The 25,799-nt window shown below is 36.6% G+C and carries 19 protein-coding genes; 8 read left to right on the forward strand and 11 right to left on the reverse strand.

All coding sequences use genetic code 11. The annotated features are described in order from the left end of the window. Window positions 1-2 precede the first annotated feature (2 nt). Both K4L44_03940 and K4L44_03945 read right to left on the reverse strand, forming a co-directional pair. Window positions 3-1,196, reverse strand: coding sequence for a hypothetical protein (locus K4L44_03940; protein QZE14988.1), 1,194 nt, complete (start codon window positions 1,194-1,196; stop codon window positions 3-5). 408 nt (window positions 1,197-1,604) lie between these two features. After that, complete coding sequence (locus K4L44_03945) at window positions 1,605-2,129, reverse strand: hypothetical protein (protein QZE14989.1); 525 nt, start codon at window positions 2,127-2,129, stop codon at window positions 1,605-1,607. 1,028 nt (window positions 2,130-3,157) lie between these two features. On the opposite strand from K4L44_03945, the gene K4L44_03950 reads away from it, so the two are divergent. The 3 genes from K4L44_03950 (at window position 3,158) to K4L44_03960 (ending at window position 5,241) form a co-directional block, all read left to right on the forward strand. Then, the gene (locus tag K4L44_03950; protein QZE14990.1) at window positions 3,158-3,718 is read left to right on the forward strand and encodes a TetR/AcrR family transcriptional regulator; all 561 of its coding nucleotides are present in this window, start codon (window positions 3,158-3,160) and stop codon (window positions 3,716-3,718) included. Window positions 3,719-3,809: 91 nt separating this feature from the next. Then, window positions 3,810-4,574, forward strand: coding sequence for an AhpC/TSA family protein (locus K4L44_03955; protein ID QZE14991.1), 765 nt, complete (start codon window positions 3,810-3,812; stop codon window positions 4,572-4,574). A gap of 106 nt (window positions 4,575-4,680) precedes the next feature. After that, on the forward strand, window positions 4,681-5,241 hold the full coding sequence (locus K4L44_03960) for a VOC family protein (protein ID QZE14992.1): 561 nt from the start codon (window positions 4,681-4,683) through the stop codon (window positions 5,239-5,241). A 627-nt stretch (window positions 5,242-5,868) separates the two neighbouring features. Here K4L44_03960 and rhaD read toward each other — a convergent pair. The 5 genes from rhaD to K4L44_03985 all read right to left on the reverse strand — a co-directional run bounded on the left by rhaD (window position 5,869) and on the right by K4L44_03985 (window position 11,882). After that, entirely contained in the window at window positions 5,869-6,666 is a 798-nt protein-coding gene (gene rhaD, locus K4L44_03965; GenBank protein QZE14993.1) for a rhamnulose-1-phosphate aldolase, read from the reverse strand. A gap of 86 nt (window positions 6,667-6,752) precedes the next feature. Further along, on the reverse strand, window positions 6,753-8,051 hold the full coding sequence (gene fucP / locus K4L44_03970) for an L-fucose:H+ symporter permease (GenBank protein ID QZE14994.1): 1,299 nt from the start codon (window positions 8,049-8,051) through the stop codon (window positions 6,753-6,755). A 20-nt stretch (window positions 8,052-8,071) separates the two neighbouring features. Next, window positions 8,072-8,503: an L-fucose mutarotase gene (gene fucU / locus K4L44_03975; protein QZE14995.1), complete on the reverse strand. Its 432-nt coding sequence runs from the start codon at window positions 8,501-8,503 to the stop codon at window positions 8,072-8,074. Between the two features lie 4 nt (window positions 8,504-8,507). Next, window positions 8,508-9,983 (reverse strand): L-fuculokinase, encoded by a 1,476-nt coding sequence (gene fucK / locus K4L44_03980; GenBank protein ID QZE14996.1) that lies wholly within the window; start codon window positions 9,981-9,983, stop codon window positions 8,508-8,510. Between the two features lie 111 nt (window positions 9,984-10,094). Then, window positions 10,095-11,882, reverse strand: coding sequence for an L-fucose isomerase (locus K4L44_03985; GenBank protein QZE14997.1), 1,788 nt, complete (start codon window positions 11,880-11,882; stop codon window positions 10,095-10,097). Between the two features lie 122 nt (window positions 11,883-12,004). Between K4L44_03985 and K4L44_03990 the strand changes: the two genes are divergently transcribed. Then, a complete protein-coding gene (locus K4L44_03990) occupies window positions 12,005-12,928 on the forward strand; it encodes an AraC family transcriptional regulator (protein ID QZE14998.1) in 924 nt (307 codons plus the stop codon). Between the two features lie 391 nt (window positions 12,929-13,319). On the opposite strand, the gene K4L44_03995 is transcribed toward K4L44_03990, so the two are convergent. The 3 genes from K4L44_03995 to K4L44_04005 all read right to left on the reverse strand — a co-directional run bounded on the left by K4L44_03995 (window position 13,320) and on the right by K4L44_04005 (window position 15,788). Continuing rightward, the gene (locus tag K4L44_03995; GenBank protein QZE14999.1) at window positions 13,320-14,336 is read right to left on the reverse strand and encodes a pirin family protein; all 1,017 of its coding nucleotides are present in this window, start codon (window positions 14,334-14,336) and stop codon (window positions 13,320-13,322) included. 302 nt (window positions 14,337-14,638) lie between these two features. Further along, complete coding sequence (locus tag K4L44_04000) at window positions 14,639-15,205, reverse strand: YceI family protein (protein QZE15000.1); 567 nt, start codon at window positions 15,203-15,205, stop codon at window positions 14,639-14,641. A gap of 148 nt (window positions 15,206-15,353) precedes the next feature. Next, complete coding sequence (locus tag K4L44_04005) at window positions 15,354-15,788, reverse strand: MarR family transcriptional regulator (GenBank protein ID QZE15001.1); 435 nt, start codon at window positions 15,786-15,788, stop codon at window positions 15,354-15,356. Between the two features lie 447 nt (window positions 15,789-16,235). Between K4L44_04005 and K4L44_04010 the strand changes: the two genes are divergently transcribed. Beyond that, window positions 16,236-18,284 (forward strand): hypothetical protein, encoded by a 2,049-nt coding sequence (locus K4L44_04010; GenBank protein QZE15002.1) that lies wholly within the window; start codon window positions 16,236-16,238, stop codon window positions 18,282-18,284. A 120-nt stretch (window positions 18,285-18,404) separates the two neighbouring features. Here K4L44_04010 and K4L44_04015 read toward each other — a convergent pair whose 3' ends face one another. Next, on the reverse strand, window positions 18,405-19,172 hold the full coding sequence (locus tag K4L44_04015) for a hypothetical protein (GenBank protein QZE15003.1): 768 nt from the start codon (window positions 19,170-19,172) through the stop codon (window positions 18,405-18,407). A 388-nt stretch (window positions 19,173-19,560) separates the two neighbouring features. Here K4L44_04015 and K4L44_04020 point away from each other — a divergent pair, with 388 nt between their 5' ends. The 3 genes from K4L44_04020 to K4L44_04030 all read left to right on the forward strand — a co-directional run bounded on the left by K4L44_04020 (window position 19,561) and on the right by K4L44_04030 (window position 25,761). Next, window positions 19,561-19,977, forward strand: coding sequence for a hypothetical protein (locus K4L44_04020; protein ID QZE15004.1), 417 nt, complete (start codon window positions 19,561-19,563; stop codon window positions 19,975-19,977). 185 nt (window positions 19,978-20,162) lie between these two features. Then, window positions 20,163-24,494 (forward strand): CusA/CzcA family heavy metal efflux RND transporter, encoded by a 4,332-nt coding sequence (locus tag K4L44_04025; protein QZE15005.1) that lies wholly within the window; start codon window positions 20,163-20,165, stop codon window positions 24,492-24,494. A gap of 25 nt (window positions 24,495-24,519) precedes the next feature. Further along, window positions 24,520-25,761, forward strand: a complete 1,242-nt coding sequence (locus K4L44_04030; protein ID QZE15006.1) for an efflux RND transporter periplasmic adaptor subunit — start codon at window positions 24,520-24,522, stop codon at window positions 25,759-25,761. The last annotated feature ends 38 nt before the right edge of the window (window positions 25,762-25,799 follow it).

The following is a 25,799-nucleotide window of genomic DNA, read 5'->3' on the forward strand; positions in this document are numbered from 1 at the left end:
TCCTATATAGGATACACAACTGAAAACTCCACCCCTTTATGGGTTATATACCTATCTGTAAACTTAAAATCGTTCTCATATAGAGAAATTAGTTGACAATAATAGGTTACAATATCTTCAAAATGAACCTGTTTTGGATAGTTGTATTGCAAGACAAATTCCAACAAGTGATAGCCAGAAGCAGTAAAGCTTGTCTTCATCTTCTCTAAATCAATAAACAGATCACTCTCTTCTGTCTCATTAAAGAAAGAGGGGTCTATCGCACCCGCTAAAGAGATCTTCTTTTTGGTTTTGCTTTGATCTTTCTGACTCAGCGTTTTTATGATTTGATATATACTGTCCTCCTGTAGTATATCTAGGGATAATTTGACCGAAGTATTCGTTCTCTTTTCAAAGAGGATAGCATTTTCTTTATTTAATACACCAAGAATATCACTTTTGTTTTCAAGTTCATATTGATCTTTCAGATATTTGATTTGACGTATCTTCTCAATCTTCTTATTTTGTTCTCTTACTTGATTTATAAAGTCGATGATCTGTTTCTCGATCTCTATCAAGATGTGCATAGAGACATTCAAGTCAGTAAGAAGCTTTCCTTTGATTTCAATCAACTCTTGATCCTTTGCTGTCGCAAAAAAGGTTAGTTCATCTTCTGTTACAAAAGTCTCTGTTTGCTGAATAAGCTGTTTGATATCGTCCCTTCGTTTGCCGTAGTTCTCGAGCTTTTTTATCTTGATTTTATAGTTCGGCTCGGTCTTAAATGTACTGTCAATATTACGATATAGATCGTCAATATTTCGGGAGCATATTAGGCCAATTTTACGAAGGGTTGTTTTAACTATTTTCAGGTATCTTCCTTTCTGATATTCCGTATCTTCTGATAAATAGTAATCAATATTCTCTCTTAAAGAAGTAATTTGTTCATGAATAAGAGAGATATTGATCTCCTCATTTACATCTAATATCTGTTCAAAGAAGGAGAGTAGTTGCTCTTCAATCTCAAGGTATCTACCATTCCTTTGAATGATGCCTTTGTCGATAAGCGCATTGACCCTATTCTCATCATAGTTATCCAGCTCAATTGCTTGGTTATATCGATAATCAAACGATTTTCGTTTCCCAAACATCTCACCCAATAACTCTTTCCCTGAGGTTAATGTGTTGAGTAGCTCTTTTATGGAGTGGAAGTTATACATATATTGAATGTCTTGTTTTATTATCTGTAGAGCTTGAACCTATTTCAAACGACCATGGGTGTCAAACCCAAAAATAATAAAAATATTGGTTCGTGAGTTCTCTGCCAACCGATTCCATAAACAGGATTTTATCCCATTTTACTTTGCTGAGCAATTCGTAAACCTACTCAATGATAGCACTCTGATGGGGAACAATTTTCCTGGAAGGAGCACAAGATGAGCAACCATGGTTTATAATGGTAAAGGCATTATTTGCTTCGAAAAGTGGGTCCCTGAGTCCTTCGATAAACTCAGGAACCACTTGTAGAAGGGCCCAGCAACCTTTCTGTCGAAATGTGGTCATTGAGCTTGTCGAAATGCAGTAACCTATATTCCGATCAATTCTCCTAAATTATCACCTGATCCTTTTTAATCGTTGATGCTGTAGACCCACCTAATTTGTAGTACCCCTTTATTTAAATTTAAATAGTACTTGTCTAAAGAGTCTTCTGTGTAGAATTCGATCACAGCAGTGTTACCCTTAATATAAATAGGATATTGAAGCTTGTAGTTAGGGCGATATTGGGGATCGTCTGGATACACACAGCTTAATATCTTATCTATATAGACCTTAGAGTCGAAGAGTTTCTCTATAGTATCTATTGCGCAAAAGAACCCAACGGGTGCATCATTGGCAGACTTCAAGGAGGAAAAGAACTCATCATAATCCTTAAGATGGGGTGCATATTTATAAATTGGTGCCTTCAAACTATGGTCTAGTAGCAAAATATCGAGTAGATCATACCTTTTATCTAGCTCTTTTAGATTCGAATTTTTATGATATTCTTGCTCAAAATCTTCATATCTAATAAATTTTGTCTGTCCTATCACTCTTGTATGGATACAGAATATGCTGATAAAAAAAGCAAACAGTAGAAGTATAGGTCGTCTCATAATTTATGAATTTATCATGTTGTTTTTACTTTGAAAAAACAATCTTTCAGGTTATCGTATTTATGGGATTGCTGTTGCAAAAAGACTTTGGATTCTCTGTTTTACAAAGGAGCCTTTCTGTTTTCTAAGTAACATATGAATTCTAAAGTTAAAAATAAATATCATGATTTAATATCGTTTCCAAAACAAAGCGATTTGCTTTTATGAGAACTTAGCCTCTGTCTTTGTCTTTGCTTTTGTCAACGATGTTATGATTTTGTCTGGTTCGATTCTCGACCATATTTGGAGGGAAGGGACATTTAATTTGAAATATACATTAAGACCACTTACACACTTTTCTGGACAGTGCCATGGACAGTGCCACAGTGTCCTTTTTTGTTTATAAATAATGGTCAAGTAGGGGATTGAAGGCTAGATTCTCCATCTTTTACCCAATCTTTATTCATGCTTCATCCACCGAATCGATGGAGAATCGATGAACAAACCATGAACAAACCATGAACAAACCATGAACAAACCATGAACAAAGGTGCTTTCAATCCCCTATCAAACTACTCTTGAACCGTTCATATATTATGTGGCAGGGTCAGTACATAAAGCCAAAGTCCCCTATCTTGTTCACACCTTTATTCATTCAAGTAGATTGAATTATACGAATAGAAAGATTTAATCTATCCGACTGAGATAACTAAGAAGATGTGTATTCTCTCAAGATGACCTTCTCTTTTTCTCTATTATAACAATTTAGTCTGATCCCCTTAATGTATTGGGACTATCTGTTAATTTTTTCTTGTCGTATTTCAGGCATGTATGTAATAATATTGAGCATCTATATAGGCTAGAGATGTGGCCAATAACTACAAACCTGATTTAAAATAGAAGGATCTTTACCTGTTTCCGTTATGGCTTTCATTTATTGTCTTTAGTTGTTTAAGAGAGTGGGGGTTAAACGTTTAAAAAACTTTTTAAACATTGATTAACTAGTCATAACTAACCGATTGTTTAGTTATATGAAAACTGAAATGAATATGCCAAGGGTCAAAACTTATAATGAGCATGAGGTTCTAGAAAAAGCAATGAATTATTTCTGGATACATGGATATGAGTCCGCATCGATGCAGGAGTTAGAGGTTGCAATGGGGATAAACAAATTCTCTATATACTCTAGTTTTGGAAGTAAATATGGACTTCTACTAGAGAGTATTAAGTGTTATGTGGCGAAGCTACATGTTATAATAGACAAGTTACAAAATGCAAGTGGAGGCATAAATGCGATAAAACAGTTCTTTTATGACTTTCTGAACTTCTCGAAAGAGAATCATATCCAGAAAGGTTGTCTTTTGACCAATCTTGCGAATGAATGTTCGAATGGAGATGATAGCGAGATCTTAAATATTATCAAAGAGTATACCTCCAATATTCGAAATGTATTTGCCTCTAAGCTTGAAGAAGCGACTGATTTTACAAAGGATGAGATAGAACAAAAAGCAGATTTTCTTTTTATTGCGATGTATGGATTTGCAACTGCTTCGAAGGTCTTTTCCCAACAACAGATCGAACATTACATCTCCCATATATTTAAAGCATGATATCGGTGTTGCCAATAGGTAATGTCTTTGTCTCTTTAAAAATGTTACTATTAATCTTTTAGATATAAACCCAAAACCAAAAAATATTGTCATGAAACAGACTACAATTATTATTTTAGGAGTTTTATTAAGTGCTCTCTACTCTTGTAATAGCAAGAGTGGGAAGAAATCGTCTACTATTGAAAAGGCGACTAAGAGTGAAGTTCCAACCCAAAGCCAGGAGTTGGAGCAGCGTAAAGAGAACTTTACCAAAAAGGCAGACTCGAATACTAAAGAGATATACAAAGAAGGAATCGATGCAGTAAAAGCTAGTGGTATCCTTGAGTCTGCAAAGAATGTAGGAGACATCGCACCTAATTTTACTTTGAAGAATGCACTGAAGAAAAATACCTCTTTGTCAGACTATCTAAAAAAAGGGCCAGTTGTTTTGGTTTGGTATAGAGGAGGTTGGTGCCCATATTGCAATATTAATTTGAGATACCTGCAACAAGAACTGCCAAATATTAAAGCATTAGGTGCCAATTTGTTAGCATTGACCCCCGAACGACCTGATGAATCCATCTCAACAAGTGAGAAGCATCATCTAGATTTTCAAGTGCTTAGTGATGTTGGGAATAAAGTGGCGAAAGAGTATGGTGTCGTATTCAAATTGACTGACGAAGTGGCCAAGATTTATAACGAAAAGATCGGTTTGAATGAACATAATGGGGATACATCGAACGAACTTCCGTTGGCTGCAACTTACATCATTGATACTAATGGGAAAATTGTATATGCCTTCCTAGATGCGGACTATCGAAATAGAGCTGAACCCAAAGATATAACAGCATTCTTAAGAAAGCTAGGAGAGAGATAGTATCCAAAGTCATCTTGTTTGAGTCTATTTACACGTATTGTTAGATGAATTGAGATGGCTTTTATTAAGGTCCTATTACTGGATAACACGAATGAACAAAAGCATTATGAATCATAGAATGAAAGGATTAATACCATTCGTAATACTGATTGGTTTGGCTGTTTTAGCTTATACTAATCAGGATAAAAAAAGTAACGATAAAGAAATAGACAAGCTGAAGGCTGAAAATGAACGACTGAGGACTACAATAAAAGATAAAAGTAGCGGTATGAGAAAGCAATTTATTACGTCATTAACTTTTCAAGATAATAATGCAGAGAAAGCAATGAATTTCTATATTGCATTGTTCGATAATTCTCGAATTATTCATATCAATCGTTGGGGTAAGGAGGCTCCTGTTGAGGAGGGGCGAATCATGAAAGCGACTTTCGAACTTAATGGAAATCTTTTTATGTGTAGTGATAGTCCTGCCCATCATAATTGGGACTTTTCTCCTGCAGTTTCTAAATATATTGAATGTGATGATGAGAAGGAGATCGAAAGACTATATTCCAAACTATCTGAGAATGGTGAGGTTCCTATGCCATTAGATAATTATGGATTTAGTACGAAGTTTGCATGGGTAATAGACCAGTTTGGTGTCTCATGGCAATTGAATTTACAGTAAAACAATCAAGTTGTTCTTTTAATAACAAAGATCTAAAAATAGAGTAGCCTGAATCATATATTCAGACTACTCTTGTTGTTTTAGTTTTTTGAATAAACTGCTTGAGTCTATTCGGTTTGTTTGTGTTTATAGTTGCCTATTTGGGCAGATGTCATAAGCTCTATCGCCATATAATTGAGTAGCCTGAACCATATATTCAGACTACTCCTGTTGTTTTAGTTTTTTGAATAAACTGCTTGAGTCTATTCGGTTTGTTTGTGTTTATAGTTGCCTATTTGGGCAGATGTCATAAGCTCTATCGCCATATAATTGAGTAGCCTGAACCATATATTCAGACTACTCCTGTTGTTTTAGTTTTTTGAATAAACTGCTTGAGTCTATTCGGTTTGTTTGTGTTTATAGTTGCCTATTTGGGCAGATGTCATAAGCTCTATCGCCATATAATTGAGTAGCCTGAACCATATATTCAGACTACTCCTGTTGTTTTAGTTTTTTGAATAAACTGCTTGAGTCTATTCGGTTTGTTTGTGTTTATAGTTGCCTATTTGGGCAGATGTCATAAGCTCTATCGCCATATAATTGAGCAGTCTGAACCATATGTTCAGACTACTCAGTTTGTTTTAGTTTTTATGTAAACTGCTCAAGTTCCTTCAGTTGTTCTTTGCTTAGTCCAGCTGGATCAAAGCCAGCAGACCATGCTGTTAATAATAATTTTGCTCCTTTATTTGCCACATCAAGGTAGTCAAATGCTTTCTCTACATCTTCTCCAGTAGCTGTTGCACCATGTTTTTCCCACAACGAAACATTGTTATTGCGCAGTGCTTCAATGGTTTTGTCTGCCAGATCTTCAGAACTAGAGAGAGCATATGGGGTACAGTGGACTCCCTTGGGTACAAATACCTTAATTTCAGGGCACATCTTCCATAAAGAATGATTCAGTAACTCTTGATCATCAAATATTGGGTGATGACTCATTACAATCAATTCGATAGGGTGTGTATGTACTATCGCTTTATGTGTTGGATTATTCACAGTGTTAACTTGATGTATTTTAGCATGTGATATTAATTCACATGTAGGTCCAAAATTCTCTTTCTTTCCACCCCATACAATAGAATATCCTGTACCTTCCTCATTAATTTTCAGGATACATGCCACCTCTTCTACACGATTGATTAGGTGACGAAGGTGACAACCTGTTCCTGAGATAAAAATAACCAAACCTGCTGCCTCTTTTGGGAATGCAAAATCAAAATATCGATCTGGATTATCTAGCTCTACCCCTTTAAAGTAGTCTGTCAAGTTGATAGATATGTTCCCAGCATTCCTTTCTGCCCACTCTCTTTGCCATAGGTAACCAGCAATTTCGGAAACCTTATCGATCTCTTCTTGTACTCCTTTAGGTAAAATTGTTATGTTATTCATAACCTAATATTTAAATTTTATAAACTCTTTTTATTATTATCTATTTGAGTATCTGTTTTTAAAACGAATACTTTTATATCTCTGAACTATCTTTTTGCCAATATTCTATAGGAATATTTCCCATAAATAGCGATCACAACGAAACACATTAAAGGAAGAGCAAACGATACATTAACAGCTGGTAAATTACCAACGGTTCCTAGATCAATAACCATCGCTTGCAACATAGGCATAATAGCCCCCCCCACGATAGCCATGACCAATTCTGCGGATCCCAGTGTGATATCCTGCCCAACATTTCCTAGTGCAATACCATATATTGTAGGGAACATCAATGACATAAAAAGAGAAGTTGCAACCAAACAATACAATCCAGGTAATCCAACAATGAATATTGCTCCTGTTATCGTTACAATGCCTCCTATTGCGAACCACATTAAAAGTTTGCTTGCATTGACATATTTCAATAAATAGGAACTAGCAAAACGTCCTGTAATAAATAGCCCCATGGCAACCATATTATGGTATTGTCCTGCCTCTTTCGATAAACCTAGATTCTCAGAATATTGAATAATAAAAGTCCAACACATAATCTGAGCAGCAACATATGCTATTTGTGTAATAACACCAGCTCGATACACTTTGTTATGAATCAATCGTTTCATTGAATGCAATGGTTTAATATCCTTTTGATGTGCAGTGTCTGGCATCTTAATAATAGCAATCACAACAAACATCGCAAGTACAACAAGTCCCAATGCAACATATGGATCTCTAATTACAGCCAAATCGTGTAATCGATCTAATGCCTTGGTGGATTCATCTAATGAAGAAAAAGCAATCTTATTTCCTACACTATCGAAATGCTTGTCAGCATTTAAGTTTGCAAGTACAAATTTTGCAGCTACAATCATCCCTAGAAAGGATCCTAATGGATTAAAAGATTGAGCAAAGTTAAGTCGACGTGTGGCGGTCTCCTTGGATCCCAAGGAGAGGATAAATGGATTGCATGTGGTCTCTAAGAATGCAAGACCAAATGTCAAAACATATAGTGAAACGACAAAGAAGCCAAACATCTGATAGTGGGCTGCTGGAAAGAATAGGAGTGCTCCTAATGCATATAGTCCAAGTCCAAGAAGTACTCCTTTCTTATAGCTATACTTCTGTATAAATAGCGCTGCAGGGATAGCCATGGTGGTATATCCTCCATAGAAGGCTAATTGGATTAATGTCGCTTTCGTATTAGAAAGCTCCATGACTGTTTTAAATGCAGCCACCATTGGGTTGGTGATATCATTGGCAAATCCCCACAAGGCAAAAAGACTTGTGATGAGGACAAATGGAACAATATATCTCTTTTCGATTACTTTGGTTTGAGGATTCACTATGTGTTTTGTTTATTGGTTTATATTGGTGTCATTCCTTTTTTGATGATGATATTCCCATACTTCTCTGTTTCTCCTGTAATGACAACAGCATATGCTTTGGTTGTTCGTTCAAAAAAAGAAAAACGTTCTATCTTCCCTATCTCCTTTATATCTGGATTGGTGATCTGAATACTTCTACGATAACGTAGCTCGATATTCGGATCTATCTTGTCTCCAGTATTCGTATCCATCATAATCAAAGGACTACCAGTATATTGATCTAATTCAATAAGGGGAAGAATCGCTTCCAACAAATGATGTATTTCCACTCCGTCAGCTCTAATAACATTCTTATTAAAACTTTCTCCAGGAAATGTTGCATTTGCTAACACAATTTCGTCACCTTGTTCCATCCTGTATAGGGTAGACAATAGTTCAGGGTTTAGTAGTGGAGATATTCCTTTTAGCATACTTCTAAGGTTTATTCTTAAATTCGAGAAACTGTTTATAGAGTTGGTTGTAGATATTAATATTTTTTGATGGAGTGATTACTTTGGGGTTATAAGTAATCTTTTCCCTAGCAGCTTCAGGAGTACTATATACTCCAGAACCTGAAAAAACAAACATTGCTGCTCCCAATACAGTGGTCTCTTTTTGATCAATTAAATGGATTGGAGTATTACATACGTCTGCTCGCAATTGATTCCATAGCATGTTTTTAGATCCACCACCGACACATATAATGCAATCGTTTTTAAATTCACCTGCTTCTTCTATTGCTTCCAAACCTTCTCGCAAACGATATGCTAGACTCTCTAAGAATGCTCTATATACTTGTCCTTTTCGTGTATCTATTTTTAATCCTCTGATGGTTCCAGAATTTTTGCTTGTTCCATCATCATAGAATGCTGGATCTACCGATATCCCTTCCGATCCTGGCACTTCTTGTTCTGCATCATGAATCATTTTTTCATATAATGCATCTCCACTTAAGTTTGGGTAGAAATTCTTGGCGAACCACTCTAATACTCCCGATCCCAACCAGTTCTGACCTATGTTGTAAACTCCTGATATAGAATCTAATTCAGTAGTTAAGTTGTTTTTTAATTCTTTAATGGAAGAAGAGAACGAACTACTTCTTGTCATGATAATTTCCCATGTGCCGGAGCTTAAAACAGGTTGATTCAACTCTGCACCCGATCCAAATATAGCAAACTGGGTATCGTGTCCAGTTAGAAAAACTGGTGTCGTTTCGGGCAATCCTGTTGCCAAAGCCGCACTTTCTGTAACTCCTCCTACTTGATCACCAGGTTCCCCAATGGACCCGAATTTTTCTAAATCAATACCAAGGGTGTTTAATATCTTTTCGGAGAGATCTCTTTTCCCAATGTCAGCCATCATGGATGTTCCCATCATGGTTGCATCGTTTTGGTATACTCCCGATAGTTTGCTTGCAAGAATAGAGGAGATAAATAGATATCTATCTGCTTGTTCAATCACCTCTGGTCTATTCTCCTTAAACCATATCATCTTATTGATGGTATTGAAAGCATATGGATAGACCCCACTGATTTGATACACCTCTTCCAATGGCATATATTTGCCAATATTGTCCATGATAGGTTGGGTACGTGCACATTGCCATGAAATAATCGGGTATAGAGGCGCTCCTTTATCATCGATAAACGTACCATCTACTCCAAAAGTGGTTACTGTGATTCCTGCGATCTGATCTACATCGATCTGAGCAGTAACAGTTTTGGTTGCTTTACACAATTTGGACCATAACTTATCGATATCCCACACCCTTCCTCCTGGATAGTATGGATCTTCGTCCGTTTCGTTAGGCATCGATTGGGCTGCAATGATTTGCCCCGATCTATTCATCGCAATAACCCTTACATTGGTTGCGCCACAATCAAAAACGATCGCTATATCTTTATGAGTCATTTTCCCTTTTATTTTGATTATCCGACATCTTAGAATGACTAGATACAAGAGCTTAAAAGGCTCCTGTAACTGTCATTCGAACTATATAGGTTTAATTTGAAGTTGAAATCATTACTTCATTCCGTATAGTGGTCCATAGTTTTCACATGCTCTATAGTCCGATCCCTCTTTATCCTCTCCAAATGCGTTCCATGCACTTGGACGGAAGATATCATCATCGTTCACATTGTGCATGTTCACAGGAATACGCAACATCGAAGCAAGAGTGATCAAGTCGGCACCAATATGTCCATAACTAATGGCTCCATGGTTTGCTCCCCAATTGGCCATTACAGAATAAACATCTTTAAATGCACCCTCTCCATTGGTTCTAGGAACAAACCATGTCGTAGGCCATGTAGGATTGGTTCTTTGATCCAATACGGTGTGAATCTCATCCGGTAGTTCTACAGTCCATCCTTCTGCCAATTGAAGTACTGGTCCCAAGCCTTTAACCATATTGATACGACACATCGTTACAGGCATCTGTCCCTCTGTCTTGAAGAGAGAAGAGTATCCTCCTCCTCTAAAATAACCACGGTCTGCTTGTGGCCAAGTAGTTTTATCTAGACACTTTTGTACCTCTTCTTCTGTGATCTCCCAGTATGGCTTCATTGTAGGATTCCCTTCAGAATCTCTCTGTTGTGCGGTTGCATCCAAGGTAGTGGATCCTGAATTAATAAGGTGGATGATTCCATTTCCTGCCAATCCAGTTAGTTCTTTTCCTGTAACACGTTGTACAGCATCTGGACTCCAATAGGTTCTAACATCCGAGAATATCTGTGCGGTATTGGTTAATAGGTGTCCAAAAAGCATAGATACACTGTTGAGACTATCATTTTCTGTGGCGAAAACAAAGGCCTCACGAATACCATTCCAATCAAATGATGAGTTAAGAATTGCTTCAGGGAAATCAGCATTTGGTTGATAATCGGTCCATTGACGCTGTCCTTGGAAGCCTCCTAGGATTGCATTTCTACCCAATCCTTCTTCTCTATATCCCTTGTCAATAACTTTTTGATTACCAATCATCATATCTCGGCATATCAAAGTCATTTTCACAACAGTTTCCCACTCCACTCTTTTTCTTTCAGCAGTTGCCTGTTTCTCTGGAACATTAGGATCTTCGCCCTCTTTGCAGTGTTTTTCTGTCCAAGCCATGGCTTTTTGGAACTCCTCTTCATCGTAGATCCCCTCTTCGATACGTCGAAGAATCTCTACGGATTCCACAAACTCTGTGCGAATACCTAGATAGTCTTGGAAGAAGTTTGAGTCAACCATAGAGCCTGCAATACCCATAGAACTATATCCAATAGATAGATATGATTTTCCGTTCATTTGTGCTACTGCAAGGGCACTCTTTACAAAACGTAGTAGCTTCTCTTTTACATCCGAAGGGATGGATGTGTCATCACAATCTTGCACATCACGTCCATAGATACCAAATGTTGGTAGTCCTTTTTGGGTATATCCAGCAAGTGCTGCTGCAAGGTAAACAGCCCCTGGACGCTCTGTTCCATTAAATCCCCATACTGCTTTGGGAATTAGAGGATCTGTATCCATTACCTCTGTTCCGTAACACCAGCATGGGGTTACTGTCAATGAAACACCTACTCCCTCTTTCTTAAATTTATTGGCACACATTGCAGCTTCTGCTACACCACCAATACATGTATCTGCAATGACACATTCTACTTTCTCCCCACTAGGGAATTTTATATTGTCTTCAATGAATTTTGCAGCTGCTATTGCAAGATCCATAACCTGAGTCTCTAACGATTCTCTTACACCATTCTCTCTACCATCAATTACAGGTCTGATCCCTACTTTAGGTAAATCGCCTATTAACCTTTTAGCCATATTGGTTATATTTTATTGTGTTTTAAATGAACTCTCTAACTTTTAAACAAAAATGATAATATTTAACTAGTTAATAAATGTTTGTTATCATTATATTTGTATCTATTTCAAACATAAAGCTGATGAAAACACGACTTAAAAAACCTGATAAAGGAGATCCTTCTGAAATATTACAGATGTTTCCTAGCTATAACTTACACTTACACTGCTGCCGATATTGGTGGTTGCAACATTGGGAATTTAATGAACTCTCATTTCCTTATTGGAGAATTTATCATAATAGCGAAGAGGGGGCTGTGATCATGTATGATAATAAAACATACCAATTAACTCCGGATAAAATTGTGATGATTGCACCCAATACATCTTATGCGACCCGTTTACATAACTATAAAATACCTCAAAATGGATATGAGTTAAAAGGAGGTCGCATAGGTTCTTCTGAATGTTTTGAAAAGATGCAAAAAGAGAAATATATTCAGCATTTCTTTATTCATTTTAATATCGGCATGCCGTATGATAATATTGCTCCAGGAGTTTTTGTATATGATTTGACAGATCATTTTAAGGAGAAGATAGAGGTGTTGAAACAACATCTTAATCATGAACACACTCGTTTCACATTCTATGCGAATCTTGTAATTAGATCTCTTGTGAGTGATTTGTTGTCCTCTTTGCCAGAATCTAGTTGGAATTTGATCTCTAATGATTTTCGAATATTGGAAGTTTTAAGCCATATAGAAACAAACCTAAATGAGGATCTGTCCAATATCTCACTGTCGAATATTGCGGGAATGGCTCCCAATGCATTTATTCGTCTTTTTACCAAAGAGATAAGTACTTCCCCTCAGAAGTATGTGAAGAGAAAAAGAATTGATAGGGCTTGTGTTTATTTGCATCACTCTAACCTTACCATTGATGAAGTGGCTTGGCAAACAGGTTTTGCCGATCGTTACCATTTTTCCAGAATCTTTAAGGAGATTACAGGGATCTCTCCTGCAAGATATAAGAAGGAGTTTGAAATCAACCTCTCTTTTGAACCTTAAAATCACCATCAAGGTATAGCCCTTTGCTGCAATCATATGCTTTGAGAAGAACAAGTAGTTTCACCACTATTAGGAGATATAACTGCTTGTTCTTCGTTTAATCATTCTGTTTGAAAATGTCAGATTGAGAAATTCGAGCTATCGTTTCATACATTATACGATACAATAACTTGTTTTATATAGATATCCAAAACGATGTTTCAATTGGTATCTTCTTTTTGATGTTTCTACTATAATCTACTTCTAATTAGACTATCTCAATAAAAAAAATAGTGCATAAAAACTCTTGACTTTAGAGATTTTACACACTATGATGAATTTGTTTTAAGTAGAGAAGGAGGTTCGTTTATAGCCTCCTTTTTACCCTCTCATATGCTTTTTTAGACGATCTTTATTTGTCGGTTCTATTCCCATCAGGATTTACAGAAAATCTACCATAGTTTTTATCATGAACAGTTTCTGACGTACTCCATGGCCAACCTCCAAATTCAGTCTCTCTATATTCTTTAAGCTTCTTCTTTAATGCTTCATTCGATTCTGCTACAAAAGGACCATATTGAACCACTGGTTCTGCAATAGGCTTTCCTTGTAGAAAAACAAACAACCCTCTTTGATCCCCATTATGCAAAACGATCTCTTTTTCACTTTTCAGTTCAACCATGTGGTCACTCTCAATCACTTCTTCTTCAATAGTGACCGTATCCCCCTGGTAAAAATATAGTGACCTATTCACATTCTCCTCTAATGGAGGAATCACAAAGGTGGCACCAGCTTCCATATCCAATGTCCATATTTGAACATGATTATTTGGATCGGCAGCCCATGAATCTGGATTTGGCGACAGGGATATTTTATCTCCATAGTATCCCGAAATCAGATTCAGTATAGTGTTTTTTTGATGAGAATCCTTTAGTGTGAGCTTAGGAATATCCTCACTCCATAACATCTGATAATAGGGGGTAGCACTTTTACTCTTAGCGGGAAGATTTAACCATAATTGAAAAATCTTCAGTGGGTTGGCATTTTTGTTTAACATAGGAAACATCTCAGAGTGGTTGATGCCATTCCCTGCAGTTAGCCACTGTACATCTCCATCTCCAAATCGTCCGTGTGCACCCATTGAGTCTGAATGATCCACCATGCCTTCCGTTACGATACTTACGGTCTCGAATCCACAATGAGGATGCGATGGAAATCCAGGGATATGGGAGCCATGGTACATACTCCAACCGTCTTTTCCTGAGAAATCGTTCCCTTTGTTTCTTCCCTCTAAACCATGAGAAAGCCCTAAGTTATCATCTCCTCCAGGATATCTTTCGTGATGATATGTCCCAAAAAGAAAGGGATCTTGCGTTTTCCATGGAATATTAAGGCGCGATATATTTTTAATTTGTCTATCTGTTTTCATATGACCTTTTTTGTAATGATATGATTCAAGAAATGGTTTGTTAGAGGGTGCCATATTCCCAGTTATTTAGGAATGAAAGCAAATACAGGTTTCTTTAATGATCTATACTTTGGGGTATGTTTTTTAGATACAGTGCATTAATAAATCCTCCTTTTCTCCATCTCGTATCATGAACAATATCTATCTCTTTTTGCTAATAGTGAGAGTATCACAAGAAACAGTGATAGTTGTTTCTTGTACTCTATTTATCTATAAAATATAGTCAAAACAATATCCAATTATCAATATTCGAAGAAGAGCCTTTATTCTGTTATCAACTTGATGTTTAGAGTAAATATATTGTCAATTGCTTTATTTCCTAGATTGTCAAAAAAGCTGTTTGAGCCATATCTAACGTTAAAATGAGAGCGGTCTACTTCGAGGCTTGCGGTATAGATATTGTTCGATCTTTTGACTTTGAATGTGATCTTTTCTGTCTCCCCTTTGATGGTAATGTTTCCTGTTACCGTTGTCTCATTATTATTGAAAGGAGTACTACTGATAATATGTAGTTTGGCTTCAGGATATTTTGCTACACCAAAGAAATCATCTGACTTTAAGTGACCAACCAATTTGTCTTGATATGTTTTGCTATCTAAGTCTGTATTTGTAATGGTATTCATATCCACAACAAACTCTCCTGATTGAATATTTCCATTTTTGAACTTTAATACCCCCTCTTTTAGTTGAATGGCTCCATTGTGTTGTCCACCTATTTTTTTCCCAATCCACTCTATGTTGGAGTTCTTTGTGTCTACTTTAACTGTTTTTGCATTTACCGTAATGGCGAATAGTACAAATGCTGCTGTAAGAATATTCTTAAGTTTCATATTTCTTTTTTTTAAATATTTGTAAATAATCTTAGATGGAATGGTTTCTTATCGATAGAGATAATTCATTGGGTCTATTCCATCTCTTTATTGTGATTTCTTTGTGTTTGTAACAATATCTGTTGTGGATATCTATTGATACAAAAAATTATTTTATTATTTTATCTATAATACGCTTCAGTTCAATAGCCTCCTCTTCTGTAATTTTCTTCTCAAAAAAGTCTCCTACAGATATCTTTGCTCTTTTGTGTGCTTCATATAATATTGCTTCTCCTTCTTTGGTCAGCGTTATATCGATTCTACGTCTGTTGTTTGGACAGGTCTCTCTAGAGATAAATCCTTTTTTAGTTAGTCGGTCTAATAACCTAGTTACATCTGGATTACTATCTAGAAGTTGCTCTTTTATCGAATTTACCGACACCGGTTCTGGAGCATTCCTATAGAGTATATGAAGTACATTTAGCTGAACATGGGTTATCCCAAATGGTTTCAATGCCCCTTTAATTTTTTTCTCCATCCAACTAGATGCTTTTATAAAGGTGAAATATGCTCTTGCATGTTTGGTTGTAATATCCTCTATCATCTCTTTATGTGTGTTTAACGATATTTGTTTACAACAACAAAACTATTACCTTTATTTTGAACTACCAAGTTTTTGGATATGAAGAAATACTAAAAACTCTTTTATTGTTTTCAAAATTCTGGTAATTAGGTGTCTATGTGTTTTTGTGGAAGAGGCTTTATGAACCATTTTGTAAAATACTAGAGACTTGTAGAGAGAAAATATTCGTAACTCACCAAGAGATTCTATGTGTTTAGACTGATGTTATCAGGTTTCATTGGAGACATATTCTTGGTTTGATTCCATCAATGGGTAGGAGTGGAGTTTTCGTTCTCTATGTGATTTGCATGACCTCAAAATACCCTTTTATGTTATTTATGAATTTTTCTAGGAAAAGAATCAAAAACGAATGAATGCATATCTCTATTTATATTATTTTGTAGAATATACGGATACAATGCACTAAATATGATGAAAAGAGTTTTTATGGTGACGATGCTTTGGATGATCTTCTCTTTGATCTCCATGGCACAAGTGAATGATGGTTGGAATATTTCAACCGAAACCTCCGATAACTATACAGGAATAGTACTTGCCAATGGAACTATTGGAATATTACCTACTTCCACTCCGTTTGGGGTAAAACATGTGGTGTTGAACCATGTCTTCGATAAAGACCCGTATCATCAGGTGAGTCGGGTGCTTCATGGAATGAACTTCGGGAACCTAGAGATTACAGTAGATGGAGAGAGGATTACTTCGGATAATATTCATCAATGGAGTCAAACCTTCGATATGAAAGAGGCGAAACTGGTCTGCTCCTTTGAGTATAAGGATAAAGCTAAGATTAGTTATGAACTCTATGCACTACGTAATCTTCCTCAGACGGGTTATTTTAATGTCAACATTAAAGCTCTTAAAGATATCGAGGTGAAGGTATGTGGGAAGATTGTCACCCCCAAGTCTGATTATCAAGAGCCTGTTCAACGATACCAAGTATTAGCCGATGCCGACAAGTCGATGCCCATTCTTCAATCTCTCGCAAAAAGTAGATATGGTCTACAGACGGTAAGCACCTCTGCCACTTTTGTTTGGCCTCATATCACTTCAGCATATGCTAAAGCGCGTCCAGAGCTAAAACATACTACTCGTTCAAAATGGGAACATACCCTTAGCTTTCGCAAAGCATTGCAGCAAAAGGACTCCTTGGATTTTGTATGGAGTGCATCGGTATGTTCTTCCCAAAACTTCTTTGACCCAAAGTCAGAAAGTGAGCGTATTGCCATATACACCCTTCTTACTCCCCGTAAAACATTGATTGATCAGCATGTTCAGCGATGGAAGAATCTTTGGAGAGGCGATATTATCATTGAGGGAGATATCGCATCCCAGCAAGATGTAAGACTTGCACTATATCATCTCTACGCTTTTGGTCGCGCGGGTAACGATCTTAGTATTGCTCCGATGGGGCTATCCGTTCAATCTCCCTATAATGGGCATATCTTTTGGGATACCGAACTATGGATGTTTCCGCCATTGTTACTCTTCAATCAGGGTATTGCAAACTCTTTGGTGAATTATCGCTACGATAGGCTAGAGGCTGCAAAGCGTAGGGCTACAACCTATGGATATAAAGGGGCTATGTATCCTTGGGAGAGTGACTTTAGTGGAGAGGAAGCTACGCCACCTTATGCTCTTACTGGTCCTTTCGAACATCACATTACTGCCGATATTGGTATTGCTTTTTGGAACTACTACTGTGTGACGAAGGATAAGGAGTGGTTGAAATCAAAAGGGTACCCTGTCCTGAAAGAGGTGGCCGACTTTTGGACTAGTCGTGTTACCAAGAATGTGGATGGTACATACTCTATTCTAAATGTGATTGGCGCTGACGAATATGCAACCAATATTGATGATAATGCTTTTACCAATGGAGCAGTTCAAACGGTATTGCATTATGCCACCCAAGCAGCAAAAGAGGTGGGAATAAAACCTATATCTAAATGGAAAGAGATTGCGAATGGTCTACAAATTCATCGTTTCGAAGATGGTACAGTGAAGGAGTACAAAACATATGATGGCGCGATCATAAAACAAGCGGATGTGAACTTATTGTCTTATCCGTTGCATGTTGTAACCGATAGTAAAACCATCGCTAAGAACCTTGCTTATTATGAGCCCAAATTGGCTCCTGAGGGGCCTGCCATGGGACGAGCAATCTTTGCAGTAAATTATGCAAGAATGGGAGATGCTTCTCATGCCTATTCTCTATTTAAAGCGTCATATGAGCCCAACAAACATCCACCCTTTGGAGCATTAAGTGAAACTGCTACAGCCAACAGATCCTACTTCGCTACTGGGGCAGGAGGAATGCTTCAAGTGGTGTTATTTGGATTTGGTGGACTACAATTTACCGAGAATGGTATTATCCAGAAAAAACCTATGTTACCTAAACAGTGGAAATCTTTAACGATCAAAGGAGTTGGTCCCAAACAGAAGACTTTTATCATCCGATAGAATAAAATAAGAATGGAGTGCTTGTCTGTAAAGTGAAGACTAGCACTCCATTCTTTTCATTATAGCGTGACATTCCTAGCGAGATTGTTCCATCCTAGTGTTTTCTTATGATAGTGAATTTCATGATGTTATTTTCTTAGAGAGATCTTGAAAGTCGTCGTAGAAAACCTTTGGGTACGTAGATCTTGGAAGCAATCTTTCGGTTTCTAAAAAATCAGTGATATGAACTACCCCATCTTTATATTGACGATCTATCTCTTGTGTAAACATATGCCATGGATAGAATTCGTAAGTTAATGCCTCAATATCACATTGGTTATCATAGTAGTATGCAATGTCTCCCCCTAGCAATGAATGAAGCCCAAACACCTCTTCTCTAAAATCTTGTAGTGCTGATCGATCTCTATTTAGGATATCATCTGATTCCATAAAATTCCTACAGAACGACCACCAACGTGGATCATAACAGCTATAGCGGTTGATAAAACAATCATTTTGTATATACCCGTACACATAATCCTCGTGTAAATTATGAAGATGGTAATAGTGACTACTTTTTGCGTGTTCAAATTCTTGAAAATAAGGGTTTTGATTCTGAAAGTATGGTAACTCTATGTACTGGTCTCCATGATTCTGTAACAACTTCTGCATAGGATAGAACTCATCACTGATCCATAATATATTGTCCGAATTTGCGTGGGGAATACTTCCCAACACAATATTCTGATATGAAGGTTCTTGCTTTACTCCATTTTCATCAAATTCATATTGGTCTATATATCCATAATCAACACGAATGGTGAACCTTTGAGAAAGTTCTTGTGCCAACATCTTAAGGTTCTTAAAATTCAAATTGTGATTTCCAATAATGGCTACTTCATGTCCCATTTTCTATTAAAGTATTAAGAGTATAATACGAGTAATCTAATATTGTTACTTTATGTCTCTTTAGACACTCAAGATGAGAAAAAATCTTCTCTTTCAGTCCTATTTAATGAAATGATCGGCACCTAAAAACTTGTTGAATAATAGGCTTCCGTTTTTTGTGGAAATTAATAAAGATAGTTGGAACTCTCAGAAAGTTTATTCTATGTTATCATTTATTGATTCGTATACGGAAAAAAATGATTTTTTACTTGGCAGATAATTCAATGCTGTTCTTTTATTTAAGGTTGTTCTTACTAGTAAGAGAGGTTGTTCTTTTTGTCAAAAAAACAATGATTATTCTTGCTGATTAAAAAACAAAAGCTATTTTTGAATCAAATATACATTATTGATGAAGAAGAAGTTACATAAACTCCAATTGTTTAGCGTCTACCTTTCAGGGGTAGTGCTGTTGCTTCATATGGTTATCCCTCATCATCATCATATTAATAGTGTCCCTGATTATCAGTCGTATGAATATTCAGAGTCTGTTAGACTCGAAGGCAGTGTGACGACCTCCAACCAGCACGAATTTTGTGACTCGTTAGAGCATATGTTTTCTGAACTAAATCAGAAGGATAATAGATCTATAGCACTCAGTTTTCTATTTTTCCCAATAACATTGTTGATCGCTTTAGTTCATCTTCTTGTTGAAGGCAGAGTGATGAAAAATAGATACTTTATACGTCTCAAATTTATTATTCACTCTCCTCTTTTATCCTCTTCATTATCTAGACGTGGACCTCCACAAATTTTATCTTTTTTATAACGTGTAAATATTTGTTTGTTCGTTTTTGACTAACAACAGGGAATATTTACTCTATTTTCTTTCTCTTTTGAGATTGGTTATTTCATATCTAATTTATATTGACTGTAATCTGTGGAATGGATTGATATACAGTCTGTATTGTTGGATCTTGAATAATGTTTAAACGATAAGATTTAGAGCATATCATGATAGACAAAATAATATCATTTTCAATAAAGAATAAATTCTTTATTGTACTACTTACGATCGCTTTAATCGTAGGTGGAATTTATTCCATGAAAAGCATTCCTTTAGATGCTACTCCTGATATAACGAATAATCAAGTACAGGTGATTACTGTTTCTCCAAACTTAGGAACAGAAGATATGGAGAAGTTTGTAACATATCAGGTGGAACTTGCGATGTCGAACCTACCTAAAGTAACCGAGTTGAGATCCGTATCTAGGTTTGGCCTTTCTGTTGTAACCATCGTTTTTGATGACGATATGGGAACCTATTTGCCACGACAACTGGTGAGTGAGGCTCTGGGGGAAGTGGAGGAGAATATACCTGAGGGTTTTGGAAAACCTTTTATGGCTCCTATCAGTACTGGCCTTGGCGAGGTATATCAATATACATTAGAGGTCGATAGTGCTCATAAAAGTATGTATACACCTCAGAAATTAAGAACCATACAAGATTGGATTGTCAAAAGACAGATGGCCATGACTCCTGGGGTTGTTGAGGTTAATTCTTTTGGTGGGTATACCAAGCAATATGAAATAGCAATTGATCCAGACAAGCTTAGGAGTATGAATATCTCTATATCGGAGGTGTTTGAGGCTGTGAAGAAAAACAATCAGAATACTGGTGGTGCATATATAGAGAAGAATTATAAGGTGAATTACATCCGTGGAGAAGGATTGGTTCGATCTCTAGACGATATCCGAGATATTGTGATAGATGTTCGAAATGGAGCACCTATCTATATTCGAGATATTGCGAATGTTCACTATGGAAATGCGATTAGATATGGTGCATTTACACGAAATGGTCAGGGGGAAGCCGTTGGAGGTATCGTGATGATGTTGAAAGGTGCCAATTCAAATAAAGTTATTGCCACGGTAAAAGATAGAATGGCACTAATTCAAAAATCTCTTCCAAAGGGAGTTCGTGTGGTTCCTTTTTTAGACAGGAGTGAAATGATCAAAAAAACCACTTCTACTGTTGCTGAGAATCTTGCCTTAGGTGCTTTGATTGTAATCTTTGTATTAGTTCTAATATTAGGAAATGTTCGTGGAGGTTTGATTGTCGCATCCACAATACCACTCTCTTTGCTTTTTGCTTTCATTATGATGAAGTGTTTTAATGTATGGGCAAATCTTATGAGTCTTGGTGCCATTGATTTCGGTATATTGATTGATGGAGCAGTGATTATTGTGGAGTCCATGGTGTTCTATCTCCATGAAAAACATATGATCGGAAAGAAGTTATCTTCTGAAGAGCGTAATGAGTTATCATTTAAGTCGTCTAGTACTATGATGAATTCTGCTTTTTTTGGACAGATTATCATCATGATTGTTTTTATTCCTATCATGGTTCTAGGAGGAATCGAAGGTAAAATGTTTCGACCAATGGCCTTAACTTTTAGTTTTGCTGTGATAGGTGTTTTAATTCTTTGTTTGACTTATATCCCTATGATGAGTGCCCTCTTCTTAAGAGCTCCTAAGAATAATAAAAGAAGTTTTGGGGATAAGGTGGTATCTGCATTGGAAAATATATATCGTCCTGTTCTTAATTGGGCGCTTTCTCATACAAAAACGATCATTGGTTCCTCTTTAGCTCTACTATTGGTATCCATTGGTGTTTTTTCAAGAATGGGGGGTGAATTTATTCCTCAATTAGATGAGGGGAATGTTGCACTTCATATCCTGATGCAACCAGGAACCGCACTATCCGAGATGGCCTCTACTTCAACTAAAGTAGAAAAGTTATTATTGAAAAAATTCCCTGATGAGATTAAATCTATTCAAACAAGGATTGGAGTTGCTGATATTCCAACAGATCCAATGCCAATGGATATTGGGGACTCTTTCGTAATATTAAACCCTCAAAGTCAATGGACCGCAACGGATAATAAAGAAGAATTGGTTACTCTTTTTAAGAAAACGGTTCAGTCAATACCGGGTGTAAACTATGAATTCTCACAGCCAGTAGAGATGCGTTTCAATGAACTCTTAACTGGAATTAGAGAAGACTTGGCGATTAAAATATATGGAGAAGATCTTGAAGTATTGGCAAAGAAAGCTTCTGAAATAGAGAAATTAATTGCGAATATTCCTGGTGTTGGTGATTTACGTGCCGAAGCGATTCAGGGGTTGCCACAAATAACCATCCACTATAATAGAAACAAAATCGCTCAATATGGTTTAGATATTGAGAAACTTAATCAGATGGTATCCATTGCTTTCGGAGGGCAATCAACAGGTGTAACTTATGAAGGAGAGAAACGCTTCGATATTGTAGTACGTTATGATGCTTCTCATCGTGCAGATATACAGGATGTTAAAGATCTAAATGTTGATCTGCCAAACGGAAACCAAATACCTTTAAAGGAGTTGGCAATGATTAGTTATAAGCCTGGTCCAATGCAGATTAGTCGTGATAATACCAATCGAAGAACTTATGTCGGAGTGAATGTAAGAGGACGTGATGTAAAATCATTAGTGTATGATATTCAGAATAAATTAGATAGTGAACTGGACCTTCCTGCTGGCTACTTTATTCGCTACGGGGGTGCTTTTGAAAACCTTCAGAGAGCTACCAATAGGTTAAAGGTAGTGGTGCCTATTGCATTAATTGTAATCCTTCTTTTAGTATATGTTGCGGTAAAATCTTTCAAACAGACACTGATGATATACGCAGCAATACCCCTAGCAGCTGTAGGAGGTATTTTCTCTCTGTATCTAAGAGGTCTTCCATTTAGTATCTCTGCAGGGGTAGGATTTATTGTGCTATTTGGTGTTGCTGTCATGAATGGTCTTGTCCTTATTGGGGGGCTTAATGAATTGCATAAAGATGGCAATCAAAATCTTAAAGATCTTATCTCTCTAGGTGCTATTCGTCGTATCCGACCGATTATCCTTACTGCCTCGACAGATATCCTTGGCTTCTTACCAATGGCCGTATCTACTTCTGCTGGGGCTGAGGTACAGCGCCCTCTGGCTACAGTTGTAATTGGGGGAATGATCACTGCCACATTGTTAACACTATTGGTTCTTCCTGTATTATATCAGTGGGTCATGAGGCCCTCAAAAAAGCAAAGAGACAAAAAATCTTCCTCGTCCAATGGTATTGTGATTGGAGCGGTTGTTCTGTTGATGTTTGTAGGAGTTAATAAATCGTATGCTCAAACTGTCAAAGTAGACTTAAATAGTGCAATTAAAATAACCAAGAAGAATTACCCCCAAATAAAAGCTGCTCGATTAAATGTAGTACAACAGAAAGAATTGAAACGAACTGCATGGGATTTCGGTACCACTGGAATTTCGACATCGGCAGATGAAACCAATAGTGTCGCTCCTGGTACTGTGAACAATATCGCAATCTCACAATCAAATATTGATCTTTTTACAGTCGGTGCTAAGAAGAAACTATTGGAGTCAAATATACATACTGCAGAGGCTTCCTCTAATTTAGTGGAAGATCAAGTGATTCTGCAGATGACTCAAGCGTTTAATAAGGTAGTGTATCGGAATATGATGGTCGATCTATACTCAAGTCTTGATACAATATATGATAATTTTGTCTCTGCTGCTGAAATGAGATATAAGATGAGAGAGAGTTCAAAATTAGATTATCTATCTGCTTTAACCAGGTATAAAGAGTTTCAGCTAACTGTTCAAAGAGTGAAAGGAGAGCAGGAAGTGGCTTTAAAAAACTTGAACCAATTCTTAATGTTAGAGGATTCCATTGTGATAGCTCCGATGACCAGCAAATTAGCTAGTTTTGATACAGATACATTGGTAAATTCATCTTTAAACCTTGCTTCTACTAAGATAGAGCAAGCATCTAAGAACTATAAAATGCAGAAGCTTCGATTTCTACCTACAATAAATGCTTCGTATAAGAAACAAAGTGTAGATGGCAGTAGTGGTTATTATGGATATGAAATTGGAATTTCAATTCCATTATTTAATGGACAGTCAGCACGATCTAAAGCCGCCAAAGTTCGAGTGCAAATAGCCCAACAGAATTATCAAACCCAGCTTATTGATAATCAAACATTATATGCGAAAATGCAAATAAGATATAAAGTTTTAAAGGATGTCCAAGATTATTATAATGACGAAGCACTCCCTTTAGTGGAGGAGCAGATCTCTGCTACACAACTAGCTTACAAGGCGGGAGAGATTGGCTATGTTGAATTTGTTCAAAATATTGATTCAAGTATATCAACAAAAGAAAAATATTTAGAGTCCTACCTATCTCTATTGGATGTGGTTGCCTCTTTAAAGTATATCACTGGCTCTATTTAATAAATACCTTTTAAATAAATATATAATGAAAGTTCTATCAAAAAATATACATACTCTACTTCTCTCTGTCTTTTTACTATCTATGTTTAGTTGTTCTAATAAGCAACCACTAAATGATAAAAAAGAGGAAGTTCATGAGTCAGAAGAACATGAATTAATTGAGGGGAAAGTTGTTCTTAATAAAGTTCAACGAGATGCGATTAATATAAAGATTGGCTCTATCCAAAAAAGAGTAATGGCTGGAACGATTAAAACCAATGGACGTCTGGTTATTGCTCCTGCTGAGAGAGTAAATATTACGACATATATCGGAGGAATTGTCAAACAGATACCTATACTTGATGGGAAAAAGGTAGACAAAGGGGATTTTATTGCAGAAATTGCTCACCCTGATATTATCCGTATCCAACAATCTTACCAGAAAGTGTTCCATAAAATGGGCTATCTTCAAAAAGAGATGCAACGACAAAAGGTCCTTTTTAAAGGGGATGTTGCAGCTGGGAAACAATATGAGAAGGCATCATCTGATTTTCAAATGGTTCAGTCAGAGTATAATGGAATGAAGATGCAGTTAAAAATGATCGGTTATGATACTGATAAGATTGAAGCAGGGAAAATTTACCCATCTTTGAGATTATTTGCTCCAATATCTGGATTTGTGAGCGATATTAATGTTCAATCAGGTCAATATATCAATGCCAATAGTTCTATCGCTACCATTTTAAATATCGAAAAACTCCACGCAGATATGCAGGTCTACGAAAAAGATATTGAAAAACTAAGAATTGGACAAAATGTACGACTAACTGCTACAACTTCTCCTTCGAGAGAGATAACGGGACAAATCTTCTCTATCGGAAAAGAGTTAAATCCCAAAAGTAAAACGGTTGTAGTTCATGTCTCGTTGGACACTGTCTTTTCTGATCTCAAAGCCGATGGCTTTGTGAATGGGGAGATTCTTTTTGGAGAGAAGCAAGCGGAAGTTCTACCTGAAAGTGCTATGGTTGAATTGGCTGGAAAATATTATGTTTTCGTCTTTGATAAACAAGTAACAAAAGAACTTGCTGAACTTACCCATACAAAAGATGAAATGCAAGAGGATCGTTTTGTATTCGACATGGTGGAAGTGATTCCAATAAAAAAACAAAATAGCTATATTGAAGTGAAATTTGTAAAACCAGTAAAATCAGATACAGATATTGTTCTTGATGGCGCTTTCTATCTTCTATCTGATATGAAAAAAGGAGAGACTGAGCATTCTCACTAAGCCTTTTGTTTTTGTTAAATAAGATTTTTTGTTCATAT

Source organism: Prolixibacteraceae bacterium (assembly GCA_019720755.1).
Classification (GTDB): domain Bacteria; phylum Bacteroidota; class Bacteroidia; order Bacteroidales; family Prolixibacteraceae; genus Halosquirtibacter; species Halosquirtibacter laminarini.